Source organism: Flavobacterium sp. FlaQc-28 (assembly GCF_044007415.1).
Classification (GTDB): Bacteria; Bacteroidota; Bacteroidia; order Flavobacteriales; family Flavobacteriaceae; genus Flavobacterium.
In genome coordinates, this window is record NZ_JBIPCM010000001.1 from 1216654 (window position 1) to 1228888 (window position 12235).

At 33.3% G+C, this 12235-nt stretch carries 14 protein-coding genes; 10 read left to right on the plus strand and 4 right to left on the minus strand.

The annotated features are described in order from the left end of the window. Positions 1 to 31 precede the first annotated feature (31 nt). A complete protein-coding gene (locus tag ACHRVL_RS05400; RefSeq protein ID WP_395410912.1) occupies positions 32 to 409 on the plus strand; it encodes a hypothetical protein in 378 nt (125 codons plus the stop codon). A 201-nt stretch (positions 410 to 610) separates the two neighbouring features. Here ACHRVL_RS05400 and ACHRVL_RS05405 read toward each other — a convergent pair whose 3' ends face one another. Further along, positions 611 to 1042 carry a TerB family tellurite resistance protein gene (locus ACHRVL_RS05405; RefSeq protein ID WP_089054284.1) on the minus strand — a complete coding sequence of 144 codons (432 nt, stop codon included), beginning with the start codon at positions 1040 to 1042 and terminating at the stop codon, positions 611 to 613. A 171-nt stretch (positions 1043 to 1213) separates the two neighbouring features. Here ACHRVL_RS05405 and ACHRVL_RS05410 point away from each other — a divergent pair, with 171 nt between their 5' ends. The 5 genes from ACHRVL_RS05410 (at position 1214) to ACHRVL_RS05430 (ending at position 4586) form a co-directional block, all read left to right on the plus strand. Beyond that, a complete protein-coding gene (locus ACHRVL_RS05410) occupies positions 1214 to 1807 on the plus strand; it encodes a HupE/UreJ family protein (protein WP_089058455.1) in 594 nt (197 codons plus the stop codon). A 5-nt stretch (positions 1808 to 1812) separates the two neighbouring features. Next, on the plus strand, positions 1813 to 2244 hold the full coding sequence (locus tag ACHRVL_RS05415; RefSeq protein ID WP_089054282.1) for a dCMP deaminase family protein: 432 nt from the start codon (positions 1813 to 1815) through the stop codon (positions 2242 to 2244). Then, a complete protein-coding gene (locus tag ACHRVL_RS05420) occupies positions 2244 to 3821 on the plus strand; it encodes a S41 family peptidase (protein ID WP_395410913.1) in 1578 nt (525 codons plus the stop codon). The genes ACHRVL_RS05415 and ACHRVL_RS05420 overlap by 1 nt, the downstream gene beginning before the upstream one ends. Before the next feature lie 17 nt (positions 3822 to 3838). Beyond that, positions 3839 to 4204 carry a nuclear transport factor 2 family protein gene (locus ACHRVL_RS05425; RefSeq protein ID WP_089054280.1) on the plus strand — a complete coding sequence of 122 codons (366 nt, stop codon included), beginning with the start codon at positions 3839 to 3841 and terminating at the stop codon, positions 4202 to 4204. Positions 4205 to 4274: 70 nt separating this feature from the next. Next, positions 4275 to 4586: a hypothetical protein gene (locus ACHRVL_RS05430; protein WP_395410915.1), complete on the plus strand. Its 312-nt coding sequence runs from the start codon at positions 4275 to 4277 to the stop codon at positions 4584 to 4586. Positions 4587 to 4698: 112 nt separating this feature from the next. On the opposite strand, the gene ACHRVL_RS05435 is transcribed toward ACHRVL_RS05430, so the two are convergent. The 3 genes from ACHRVL_RS05435 to ACHRVL_RS05445 form a co-directional block, all read right to left on the minus strand. Next, positions 4699 to 5304, minus strand: a complete 606-nt coding sequence (locus ACHRVL_RS05435; protein WP_395410918.1) for an FAD-dependent oxidoreductase — start codon at positions 5302 to 5304, stop codon at positions 4699 to 4701. A gap of 3 nt (positions 5305 to 5307) precedes the next feature. Next, a complete protein-coding gene (locus ACHRVL_RS05440; protein WP_026728410.1) occupies positions 5308 to 5508 on the minus strand; it encodes a hypothetical protein in 201 nt (66 codons plus the stop codon). Between the two features lie 102 nt (positions 5509 to 5610). Continuing rightward, positions 5611 to 6189: a MarC family protein gene (locus tag ACHRVL_RS05445; RefSeq protein ID WP_129052980.1), complete on the minus strand. Its 579-nt coding sequence runs from the start codon at positions 6187 to 6189 to the stop codon at positions 5611 to 5613. Between the two features lie 292 nt (positions 6190 to 6481). On the opposite strand from ACHRVL_RS05445, the gene ACHRVL_RS05450 reads away from it, so the two are divergent. The 4 genes from ACHRVL_RS05450 (at position 6482) to ACHRVL_RS05465 (ending at position 12112) form a co-directional block, all read left to right on the plus strand. Then, positions 6482 to 7282 carry a DUF4412 domain-containing protein gene (locus ACHRVL_RS05450; protein WP_395410919.1) on the plus strand — a complete coding sequence of 267 codons (801 nt, stop codon included), beginning with the start codon at positions 6482 to 6484 and terminating at the stop codon, positions 7280 to 7282. A gap of 288 nt (positions 7283 to 7570) precedes the next feature. Beyond that, positions 7571 to 8140: a DUF3109 family protein gene (locus tag ACHRVL_RS05455; protein ID WP_089054275.1), complete on the plus strand. Its 570-nt coding sequence runs from the start codon at positions 7571 to 7573 to the stop codon at positions 8138 to 8140. 336 nt (positions 8141 to 8476) lie between these two features. Continuing rightward, positions 8477 to 9454 (plus strand): ribonucleotide-diphosphate reductase subunit beta, encoded by a 978-nt coding sequence (locus ACHRVL_RS05460; RefSeq protein ID WP_089054274.1) that lies wholly within the window; start codon positions 8477 to 8479, stop codon positions 9452 to 9454. A gap of 264 nt (positions 9455 to 9718) precedes the next feature. Beyond that, a complete protein-coding gene (locus ACHRVL_RS05465) occupies positions 9719 to 12112 on the plus strand; it encodes a ribonucleoside-diphosphate reductase subunit alpha (RefSeq protein ID WP_395410921.1) in 2394 nt (797 codons plus the stop codon). Positions 12113 to 12235 lie beyond the last annotated feature (123 nt).

Genomic DNA, 12235 nt, shown 5'->3' on the forward strand with positions numbered 1-12235 from the left:
ACATTTTCAACATCTTTTAAATAAAAGACTTATGAAAAAACTATCCATTTTGTTAATCTTGACCGTAGCTTTATTTGGCTGTTCTAATGATAATGATTCCTCTGGAGTAAAAATTAGATTGTCGAATGCAAGTAAATTTAATTTTAAAAATATTACAGTAAATACTTCAACTGGAAATGTGAATTTCGAGGATGTAAGTTCAGGACAGAAAACAAGTTACAAAGTATTTGAGTACGCGTATAGCTATGCATTTGTTGAGTTACAAATTGATGGTAAAACATATACATTGCAGCCTATTGATTATGTTGGAGAAACAACTCTTGAAAAAGGGAATTATACATATGAGATTACTGCAAATGAAAGTCAAGAACGACAAGGAAAATTGGGGTTGAAATTAATTAAGGATTAATGCGCCATTCTGATTTATGAAATAGAATTGTTTAAATAGTAATTGATATTTTATAATTCACAAATCTGAATATAGTACAAACAAAATAAACCCGACAAGATTTAAAATCTAGTCGGGTTTATTTTTGAGTTTTATTTAGTTTTCAATTTTTAAGTCAGTATATAAACGGAACACTAAAATCTGAACACTGAATACTAAATGTTATTTATTCATATTTTCCATTTCAAAAACAAAAGTATCTAAATCTACTTTTTTGTCTACTAAAGACAATGCTTTTGAAATAATGTAATTTACGTTTCCTGGAGTAAATCCTAAAGCTAATCCCATACGAGTCAACATAACTTCTTGTTGATCTCCTAAATGATGATCAACGTGAACCATTCTTGCCAAATCAAACAAACGCTCTAAACGTTGTGCATATAAATACGGCGGGTTTATTGGGTGTTTCCAAGGATCAACTAAGATTTCACTGTATTCTTCTTCCGAGATTTCTAATCTTGAAGCTAATTTGTCCAAAAAGTCTTTCTCCTCAGGACTTACTTTACCGTCAGCAAATGCTACACGCACAATTGCAGAGAAATGACCTCTGTTTCTTTGTTTGAATTCGTTATCAAATAATTCTGAAAATGGCATAATTAAAAAGTGTTTTATTTCGCAAAGATAAATCTTATTTTAATTTAACAATTTTAAATTCCTCATAAATTTAACTTATTTTTATTCATTGTTTTAAGAACTGTATTTACTGAATCTTCAAAATAAATCGTATGTTTACAACCCCTAATCATTAAAATATTATTAGTTCTTATGTCAGAATTTTGGATTTACTTTCAAATAGGTTTAAAGCATGTTTTAGATATCAACGCTTACGATCACGTTCTTTTTTTAATCGCATTAACAGTTCCGTATACTTTTAAAGACTGGAAACGCATTTTGCTTTTAGTTTCTTTATTTACAATCGGTCATACCGTAGCGTTAGTACTTTCTGTTTTTGGAATAATTACAGTAAAAGTAAATCTTGTAGAGTTTTTAATTCCGATAACGATTTTGATTACAGCTTTATATCATCTTTTTACCGCAGGAAAAGCAACTAAAAATGACGGCATAAATTTAATATTTTTTGTAACGCTGTTTTTTGGAATTATACACGGACTAGGATTTTCGAATTATTTTAAAACTATTTTAGGAGGTTCGCCAAGTTCAAAATTATTACCTTTAGGAGAATTTGCTTTAGGTATCGAAGCAGCGCAGTTAGTAGTGGTTTTTGTGGTTTTGGTAATCTCATATATTGTACAGACTGTGTTTCGTTTTTCAAAACGCGACTGGGCACTTGTGATGTCGGCTTTTATTATTGGAGTAGTAATTCCGATGATTATCGAAAGCCCAATTTGGAACAGATAAAATAAATGGAAGTAAAAAAACTTAATAAATACGATAAAGCCTATTTGAGAATCGCTAAAGAATGGAGTTTACTCTCTTACTGCAAGCGTAAACAAGTGGGTGCTATCATCGTAAAAGACAGAATGATTATTTCTGACGGCTATAATGGAACGCCTTCAGGATTTGAAAATTGCTGTGAAGACGAAGATGGTTTAACACGCTGGGATGTTTTACATGCCGAAGCAAATGCGATCTTAAAAGTAGCGCGATCAACACAATCATGTGAAGGTGCAACTTTGTATATCACACTTTCACCATGTAAAGAATGCAGTAAATTAATACATCAATCAGGCATAAAAAGAGTGGTTTATCATAACGGATATCGTGATGACTCTGGAATTCAATTTTTAATAAAAGCGGGTGTCGAAGTAGAACATATTCCTGTTTTAGAAGAATAATGAAATTTAATCCCAAATATCTGCCCATTGTTATTGGAGCCACTTTTGCTCTAGGAACAGTACTCGGAAGTTTAATGCACACTTCTGCAGATGACCAGTTTTTGGCTAAAAATTACTCCAAAACTAAACTCAATAAACTTATCGATTTTATCAATAATGAATATGTTGACAGCATCAACACCGATTCAATTGTTAATCTTACCGTCGATAACATACTCTCAAAATTAGATCCGCATTCCGTTTATATTCCGCCAAGCGAACAGGCTGAAGTAGCCGAAAGTATGAAAGGTGATTTTGTTGGAATAGGCATCAATTTTTATATGTATAAAGATTCTGTTGCCATTATAAAACCTGTTGAGAATGGGCCTTCTGCAAAAGCAGGGTTGAAATCTGGCGACCGAATTTTATTCGCAGGGAAAACTAAATTATACGGACGAAAACTCCCATCAGACAGTTTATTCTCTAAATTAAAAGGAGTTAAAGGTTCAGAAATTGAATTGACTGTTTTTAGAAAATCTGAACAAAAGAAGCTGAAATTTAAAATCAAAAGAGATATTATCCCAATTAAAAGCGTTGATGCTTCTTTGTTGATTGGAAATAACGTAGGTTACATCAAAATAAATCGTTTTGCCGAAACTACTTTTAACGAGTTTAAAACGGGTTTGACACGATTAAAAGAAAAAGGAATTCAGTCGCTCGTAATCGATCTTCGTGATAATGGAGGCGGTTATATGGAAGAAGCAATTGCTATTGCTGATGAATTCTTAAAAGACAAGCAGTTGATTGTTTTTACCAAAAATAAAAACGGAACAACAGAAAAAACATATGCTACTAAAGCAGGAAGTTTTGAAGCCGGGAAAGTATATGTGTTAATCAATGAAAACAGTGCTTCGGCAAGCGAAATTCTGGCAGGTGCAATTCAGGACAATGATCGCGGTACTATTGTTGGGCGTCGTTCTTTTGGAAAAGGTTTGGTGCAGCGTGAAATGGATTTCAACGATGGGTCGGCAGTTCGCCTTACCGTGGCAAGATATTATACACCAACTGGAAGATCGATTCAAAAACCATATAAAAAAGGAAATGAAGCATATTTTAAAGAATCGGAGTCACGTGTCACGACAGGTGAATTGTATGCAAAAGACAGCATAAAAGTCGCAGATTCTTTAAAGTTTAAAACGCCAAAAGGTAAAATCGTGTACGGCGGCGGCGGAATTGTTCCAGATGTTTTTGTACCGATGGAAGCGGAGCACGGAAATGAGAATGTGGCATATTTGCTTCAAACTGGAATAGTAGGTCATTTTGTTTTTGAAGAATTAGATAAAAATCGAGATGCTTTTAAAGGAATTCATTTTAACGAGTTTCTAGTGCAAATGAAAAATTCTGACGACTACTTTAAGAAGTTCAAGAAATATATTTCACTGACTGGTTTAGATTTAAAACTAGATAAAACAAAAGCGTTGGTAAATAGATACATCACTGCAGAATTTGCGCGACAATTGTATGGAGAAATGTATTATTATGATGTTATTTTAAAAGATGACGCCATGATAAAAACAATCTTAAATCCGAAAAAGTAACCATAAATCTTTTTAATATGGAAGTAGTAACTGTTGTAAATGCCGAAATTGAACTTCTGACTGCGATTAAAAATGCCGATGTTTTAGCATTAGAAAAAATGCTTCATGACGATTTGTTGTTCAATTTGCCAGATGGCAATACAATCACAAAGCAATTTGATCTTGATTCCTATCGTTCGGGTAAAATGAAAATTGATATGATTGAGGCTTCTGACCAAATTATTAATTTAATTGGCGATTCGGCTGTCGTTGTTGTTACAGTTTCATTAAAAGGAAAATTTGATAACAATCCAATTGATGGTGTTTTGAGATACATTCGTGTTTGGAAACAGTTTGGCGAAGATCTAAAAGTGATCGCAGGAAGCTGCACACAATTAGCGTAAATTTTCAAAACAAGACTTTGCTTACTTTTCGTAATTATTAGCTCTCAAGATTACGGATAAATCACAAAATATGAAAAATCTAAAAAAGATAAGTTTCCTTTTGCTTCTAATAGCTTTTGCAATTTCTTGTGCAAGTATGAAAGATAAAAATACAATTTCAGGAAAAGTTCAGTCGATTGAATTTGGAAAGGACGGTTATACAGCGAAAATCAATACTGCTAAAAACGAAGTTTATTTTGCTGCAATCAGCATTGTAAATGTTGGCGGTCCAGAAAACTACAAGAAATTGAAAGAAGGCGATGAGGTTTCTATAAAAGGTGAGATCTGGAAAACGGATACTGAAAAACATATCAAAGTAACAGAAATCGTTTCGGTAAAATAGCAGAAACGGATTAAAATAAATAAACCATATAAGTGCTATAAGTTCATTTAATCTATGCGTAAAGCATCTATGGTACTTATATCACTTATATGGTTTAAAATTTTATAAGATTTTATCGAATACTGTCGTGTGCGTGAGTCTGCACTCCGTTATTCCATAAAGTGAGAATATCTGTGGCAACAGCAGCACCGCTTCCTGCCGCAATGGACAATTGGCTTCTCCAGCCTGCCAAAGTTCCAATTACATAAATGCCGTCAGCAACTTTATGATCGTCGTTTTTAAGCTGAATACGTTGTTTTTCGGGAAGCGCTTTTTTATGAGGTTCAATATACTGCATCAAACCTTCAATATCAAAAGTATTTGCAGAACCAATACCAACAACAATATTTTTTGTTTGATAAGAGTTTTTGTTGGTAATTACAGTAAACTCTGGATAAGTTCCTTCTACTTTAATTACTTTTTTATTTGCGATTTGAGTAATATGCGGATAAGAAGCTGCTAAATCTTGTGTGCTTTCTGTTAGTAATTCAGAGCCTAATTTTCCAGGCGAAATACCATAAGCATTATAAAAAATAGCCTCTTGTAAAGAAGAATTCTTTTGATGTGTAAAGATTCCAATTTTTTTATCGGTAACAAAAGCTTTGTTTTTGGCAGAACCCAAAACAAGGGCACAAGAAATCCCTGAGACTCCTCCACCGACAATTAAAACGTCAAACATATATTATCGACCGTTTGTTTTTTCTTCAATTCTTTTTGAAATTCTAAAAATCAAAAGAATCAATACCGCGCAGAAAGAAGCTGCGATTCCAATAAAAGCTACCATACTATCACCTTGAAAGGGGTTTTTAAAGTCTAATAACGTAATATTAAAAACAATTAGAGCTAATGCCAGAAGCACTAAGATTGAAGTAAAGATTTTCATATGCTTATTTATTTGTCTAAAATAATAAAAAGGAACTTTAAGTAAAAAAGTCTTAAAGTTCTGTTTTAGAAATTTTATGAGGTAAAAGTATAAAAATAAATCTTAGACAAACAAACCTTTAACATTAGCAGCAAATAATTTAACAGCAATTGCTAAAAGTATGACTCCAAATGTCTTGCGAACCACGCCAAGTCCGTTTTCTCCTAATAAATTTTCGATTTTTTTAGATGATTTCAAAACAATATAAACTAAGACAATGTTTAGTATGATTGCAATGATAATATTAACCGTATGAAATTGAGATCGAAGCGAGAGTAAAGTAGTCATTGTACCTGCTCCGGCTATCAATGGGAAGGCAAGCGGAACAATTGAAGCCGATCCTGGTTCTTCGTCACGGTAAATTCTAATTCCTAAGATCATTTCTAAAGCAAGAAAAAATAGTACAAACGAACCTGCAACGGCAAATGAATGTACATCAATACCAATCAGGCTCAAAAAACCTTCGCCGACAAATAGAAAAACGATCATGATGGCACCGGCTACTATAGAAGCTTTTTCAGATTCGATGTGGCCTACTTTAGCTCTTAAATTTACTATAATAGGAATAGAGCCTACAATATCGATTACGGCAAAAAGGACCATTCCAACAGTAATAATTTCTTTAAAGTCGATTTCTAGCATATAGTTCTGATTTTAAGCGATTAATAATTTGCTGCAAAAGTAGGTAATAAAGTTAGTTGATTTTTTGTTACACTGTATTTTTGTTATAAAAATACATATTAAGCGTGTAAAATGTGATATTTGTAACATTGTAATGTTTCGATTGTTGATTTGGAGAAAAAGGGACGGTTTATTTTTGAACTTAATTTTTTTCTTGCTTATTTTTAAAAAATCGGATAAAATCAAACGTTAAAAATTATAACTTACTGAAAATCAATTAGTAAATTTGTTTGTAATTTTAAGTTTATTGATCATGGAAAGAATGCGGTTGGTTGTAGTACTCTTGGTTCTGTTGTTTTCATTCAATAGTTCGCAAGCTCAAATTTGGCAGCAGATTAAAAAAGCTGCAGAAGATAAGGCTGGTAAAAAAGGCCAAAGCGACAGTGGTAAAGCTGTTGATCAAAATGTAAATATGAATGATGCGATCTTGAATTATGGAAAAAATAAAGTAGATCCGTCAGTTGTGCCAAATACCTATAATTTTAGCTGGAAATATGTCATGGAAATTAAAACCGGTGAAGGTAAATCGATGAATGCTGATTATTTTTTGGAACCTAATGCGGCTTATTTTGCAATGAATATCGATCAAGGAAAAGGGCAGAATATGTTGATGATTATGGATTCGAAGAATAATATAACAGTGACGGGTTTTGGTAATGGTAAAGAAAAAATGGCTTCGGCTTCAAAAATGCCGGATTATTCAGAAATGGCAAAAAAAGAAAGTGAGAAGACTAAATTTACCATCAAGACATTGCCTAATAAAACTTTTCTAGGATACAATTGCAAAGGAATTCAAATGACAAATGACGAACATGATATTATTTGCTACTATACAAGCGAAGCTAAAGTGAGTTTTGGGGATATGTTTAAAAACCAAAAAGGATGGAAAATGCCAGAGGCTTTTACAAATTATTTTAAACCAGAAGATAAAACTTTATTAATGGATATGACGATGAAGGATTTGAAGAATAAAGGAAAAGTGACTACAATGAAATGCGTAAGTTTAGAAAAAAGTGCTTACGTATTTAATAAGGCCGACTACAAATTTATGTAGATAAAATAGCCCGTTCGGCGTAATTGATGCTTTTTTTAAACACATAGAAACATAGATTTTATTTTTTTTAAAAGAGTAAAAAAAGAAACAGGTTTCTCTCACATAGCGAGCTATGTTTGCTTTAAATAAGTGAAACACCTTTTTTAGAGAGCTAAATCTATGTTTCTATGTGTTAGAATAATTACGTCCAACAGGCGGATAAAATAGTAACATTCTAAATTAGTTTGGTTTAAGAACATATGTGTGGGAGTGATTTTTATTTCCTGAATCTTTAATTACCTTTGCAAAATGTTTCAACTAGGAAAAACCATCGTATCAGAGGATATACTCGAAAAAGAATTTGTTTGTAATTTATCAGCATGCAAAGGAGCTTGCTGCGTCGACGGCGATGCAGGTGCGCCTTTAAGTGAAGCTGAAACTAAGATTTTAGAAGAAATTTATCCTAAAGTAAAACCTTTTTTAAGAAAAGAAGGAATCGACGCAATCGAAGCGCAGGGAACTTGGGTAAAAGGAACTGACGGAGATCTGGAAACGACTTTGATTGATAATAAGGATTGTGCTTACGTTATTTTTGACGGAAAAACGGCACTTTGCGGAATTGAGCAGGCTTATAATCAAGGAATCGTAGATTGGAAAAAACCAGTTTCTTGTCATTTATACCCAATTCGAGTAAAAGATTTCACAGAGTTTGCTGCTGTCAATTATGATAAGTGGGATATTTGTGATGACGCTTGTTCTTTGGGTAAAGAGTTAGAAGTTCCAGTGTATAAATTTGTCAAAGAAGCATTGATTCGCCGCTTTGGAGAAGATTGGTATTTGGAGCTTGAAAAAGTAGCCGAAGAACTTAAAAATTCGTAAAAATTCGGTAAGGCTTGTCGTTGTTGAAAAGTGATTCGTTTTTACTCAGAAAAATGAAAGCCGAGCCTCAAAAAAAACTTTAAAAACATTTTAGAATTCCTTGCTTTTTATTTCAAAAAGTCTATATTTTACAGGGCTTCAAGATGTATATTTGGTATTTAAATCATTCATTTACAGAGAATTGATTGTTGTATGAAAAACATTTCAATTTTTCATCGTTGTTAAAAACTACGCCCGATTGTGAATAAGTTTGGCTTTTATTTTTGGCAGCAATTAACAATCTTTGTAGTGTATTGAATTAGAAAAAATTCAGTAAAAATTATTAAAAAAATTGTCATGTCACAAGTCGAACCAATACTACAAGAAAATAAAAATCGTTTCGTTATTTTTCCTATCAAACATCATGATATTTGGGAATGGTATAAGAAAATGGAGGCTAGTTTCTGGACTGCAGAAGAAATCGATTTGCACCAAGACTTGACAGATTGGAATAATAAGTTAAGTGATGATGAAAGATATTTCATCAAACATATTTTGGCATTCTTCGCAGCTTCTGACGGAATCGTAAATGAGAATCTTGCTGAGAATTTTGTAAACGAAGTTCAATATGCTGAAGCGAAGTTTTTCTATGGTTTCCAGATTATGATGGAAAACATTCATAGTGAAACGTATTCTTTATTAATTGACACTTACGTGAAAGACGAAGCGGAAAAAGCAGAATTATTTAATGCTTTGGAAGTTTTTCCTGCAATTGGTAAAAAAGCAGAATGGGCTTTAAAATGGATCGAATCTGATTCATTTGCTGAAAGACTTATTGCTTTTGCTGCAGTTGAAGGTATTTTCTTCTCTGGTGCTTTCTGTTCGATTTATTGGTTGAAAAAACGTGGTTTAATGCCAGGTTTAACTTTCTCTAATGAATTGATTTCTCGTGATGAAGGCGTACATTGTGATTTTGCAGTTCACCTGCACAATCATCACTTAGTGAATAAAGTTCCAAAAGACAGAATTAAAGAAATCATTGTTGATGCTTTAAATATTGAAAGAGAATTTGTAACAGAATCTCTTCCGGTAAGTTTAATTGGAATGAACGCTACTTTAATGACGCAGTATTTAGAATTTGTTGCTGACAGATTATTAGTAGAATTAGGCTGTGAGCGTGTTTATGGATCAGCGAATCCGTTTGATTTCATGGACATGATCTCTCTTCAAGGAAAAACCAATTTCTTTGAAAAACGTGTTGCAGAGTATCAAAAATCTGGTGTGATGAACACAGATAGTGATGCTCAAAAAATTTCATTTGATGCAGATTTTTAGACAACAAAAATAATTTCAGTGTTATTAAACTCTGAAAAGAATAAAACTTTTACAAGTATTTTTTTAGATTGAATCTCTTTCCCCAATCGAAGATTCAATGACATTTTTTAATGCCTTTTCGGTTTGTTTTTCAGACTGGAAACAGATAACTATTGAGAATCCTACAATTCTCAAAAAAAGATAATTTTAAAACACACAATGTTTAAGTGCTGGGATTTATTTTTCAGTGTCTTTCATTTTTTCAATAACTAAAATAGTAAGCTTATGTATGTAGTAAAAAGAGATGGTCACAGAGAGCCGGTAATGTTTGATAAGATTACAGAAAGAATCAAAAAATTGTGCTACGGCTTAAATGAGCTTGTAGATCCCGTTAAGGTAGCGATGAGAGTTATCGAAGGATTGTATGATGGAGTTTCGACTTCAGAATTGGATAATCTTGCGGCAGAAACTGCTGCGTCTATGACTATTGCCCACCCAGATTATGCACAATTAGCAGCTCGTGTGGCGATTTCAAACCTGCATTCAAATACAAAAAAATCGTTCTCTGAAACGATGAAAGATATGTACAATTACGTTAATCCAAGAAATGGTCAAGATGCACCATTACTTTCGGATGAAGTATTTAAAGTAATTCAGGAAAACTCTGCTTTCCTTGATTCGCATATCATTTACACAAGAGATTTTAATTACGATTACTTTGGTTTCAAAACTTTAGAGCGTTCTTACCTTCTTAAAATAAACGGAAAAATCGTAGAGCGCCCGCAGCACATGTTAATGCGTGTTTCTGTTGGTATTCACTTAGACGATTTGAAATCGGTAATTGAAACTTACGACTTAATGTCTAAAAAGTTTTTTACGCATGCAACGCCAACGTTGTTCAACGCAGGAACTCCAAAACCGCAAATGTCTTCTTGTTTCCTTTTGGCAATGCAAGATGATAGTATTGATGGTATTTACGATACATTAAAACAAACAGCAAAAATCTCGCAATCAGCAGGAGGAATTGGACTTTCTATTCATAACGTTCGTGCAACAGGATCTTACATCCGTGGTACAAACGGAACTTCAAACGGAATTGTTCCAATGTTGAGAGTTTTCAATGATACAGCTCGTTATGTAGATCAAGGTGGTGGAAAACGTAAAGGAAGTTTTGCGATTTACATCGAAACTTGGCATGCTGATATTTTTGAATTCCTAGATTTAAAGAAAAATACTGGAAAAGAAGAAATGCGTGCAAGAGATTTGTTCTTCGCAATGTGGACTTCAGATTTGTTTATGAAACGTGTTCAGGAAGATACAACTTGGACTTTAATGTGTCCTAACGAATGTCCAGGATTATACGATGTTTACGGAGAAGAATTCGAAGCATTATATGCGGATTACGAATTTAGAGGAAAAGGAAGAAAAACAATCCGCGCTCGTGAATTATGGGAGAAAATCCTTGAATCGCAAATTGAAACCGGAACACCTTATATGTTGTACAAAGATGCAGCAAACCGTAAATCGAACCACAAGAATTTAGGAACAATTCGTTCTTCAAACTTGTGTACAGAGATTATGGAGTACACTTCTAAAGATGAAATTGCAGTTTGTAACCTGGCTTCTATTTCGTTACCAATGTTTATTGAAAACGGAAAATTCGACCACGAAGCACTTTACAATGTTACAAAACGTGTAACTCGTAACTTAAATAAAGTAATTGATAGAAATTACTATCCTGTAAAAGAAGCAGAAAACTCAAATATGCGTCACCGTCCGGTAGGTCTAGGTGTGCAAGGTTTAGCAGATGCTTTTATTATGTTGCGTTTGCCGTTTACAAGCGATGAAGCAAAAGTGCTAAATCAAGAAATTTTTGAAACATTATACTTCGCAGCTGTAACCGCTTCTATGGAAATGGCAAAAGAAGAAGGACCATATTCAACTTTTGAAGGTTCGCCAATGTCACAAGGAGAATTCCAACATAATATGTGGGGAATGAAAGATGAGGAATTATCTGGTCGTTGGGACTGGGCTTCATTAAGAAAAGAAGTAGTGGAACATGGAGTTCGTAACTCATTATTGGTTGCGCCAATGCCAACAGCTTCTACTTCACAAATTCTAGGAAACAACGAAGCTTTCGAACCATATACATCAAACATTTACACGCGTCGTGTATTGTCTGGAGAGTTTATCGTAGTAAACAAGCATTTACTAGAAGATTTAGTAAAATTAGGTTTATGGAACGAAGATTTGAAACAAGAAATTATGCGTCATAACGGATCAGTTCAAAATATTGATGTTATTCCGCAAGACTTAAAAGATCTTTATAAAACAGTTTGGGAAATGTCGATGAAAGATATTATCGATATGTCACGTCAAAGAGGATATTTTATTGATCAATCACAATCGTTGAATTTGTTTATGCAAGATGCCAACTATTCTAAACTTACGTCAATGCACTTCTACGCTTGGCAGTCAGGTTTAAAAACAGGAATGTATTACTTAAGAACAAAATCAGCAGTTGATGCGATTAAGTTTACGCTAAACAACGATAAAAAAGAAGAAACCCCAACCGCAGCAGCTGTAGAAACGGAATCTATAAGCGTTGAAGATTACAAAGCAATGCTGCTAAAAGCACAAGCTGGAGATCCTGAGGATTGCGAAATGTGTGGGTCTTAATTTCTTTTTAGAGAAAAGAGAATAGAATAAAGAAGAAAGATCTATATCTTTAATTTATAGAAAGCAGTTATTGTAATGATAGCTGCTTTTTTTGTCAAGAAGATTTAATTTGTAGCTTTTTGC

Excerpts from the sequence above, each read along its gene's own strand:
- ACHRVL_RS05400 (WP_395410912.1), top strand. The coding sequence starts at position 32 with ATGAAAAAACTATCCATTTTGTTAATCTTGACCGTAGCTTTATTTGGC.
- ACHRVL_RS05405 (WP_089054284.1), bottom strand. The coding sequence starts at position 1,042 with ATGCCATTTTCAGAATTATTTGATAACGAATTCAAACAAAGAAACAGA.
- ACHRVL_RS05410 (WP_089058455.1), top strand. The coding sequence starts at position 1,214 with ATGTCAGAATTTTGGATTTACTTTCAAATAGGTTTAAAGCATGTTTTA.
- ACHRVL_RS05415 (WP_089054282.1), top strand. The coding sequence starts at position 1,813 with ATGGAAGTAAAAAAACTTAATAAATACGATAAAGCCTATTTGAGAATC.
- ACHRVL_RS05420 (WP_395410913.1), top strand. The coding sequence starts at position 2,244 with ATGAAATTTAATCCCAAATATCTGCCCATTGTTATTGGAGCCACTTTT.
- ACHRVL_RS05425 (WP_089054280.1), top strand. The coding sequence starts at position 3,839 with ATGGAAGTAGTAACTGTTGTAAATGCCGAAATTGAACTTCTGACTGCG.
- ACHRVL_RS05430 (WP_395410915.1), top strand. The coding sequence starts at position 4,275 with ATGAAAAATCTAAAAAAGATAAGTTTCCTTTTGCTTCTAATAGCTTTT.
- ACHRVL_RS05435 (WP_395410918.1), bottom strand. The coding sequence starts at position 5,304 with ATGTTTGACGTTTTAATTGTCGGTGGAGGAGTCTCAGGGATTTCTTGT.
- ACHRVL_RS05440 (WP_026728410.1), bottom strand. The coding sequence starts at position 5,508 with ATGAAAATCTTTACTTCAATCTTAGTGCTTCTGGCATTAGCTCTAATT.
- ACHRVL_RS05445 (WP_129052980.1), bottom strand. The coding sequence starts at position 6,189 with ATGCTAGAAATCGACTTTAAAGAAATTATTACTGTTGGAATGGTCCTT.
- ACHRVL_RS05450 (WP_395410919.1), top strand. The coding sequence starts at position 6,482 with ATGGAAAGAATGCGGTTGGTTGTAGTACTCTTGGTTCTGTTGTTTTCA.
- ACHRVL_RS05455 (WP_089054275.1), top strand. The coding sequence starts at position 7,571 with ATGTTTCAACTAGGAAAAACCATCGTATCAGAGGATATACTCGAAAAA.
- ACHRVL_RS05460 (WP_089054274.1), top strand. The coding sequence starts at position 8,477 with ATGTCACAAGTCGAACCAATACTACAAGAAAATAAAAATCGTTTCGTT.
- ACHRVL_RS05465 (WP_395410921.1), top strand. The coding sequence starts at position 9,719 with ATGTATGTAGTAAAAAGAGATGGTCACAGAGAGCCGGTAATGTTTGAT.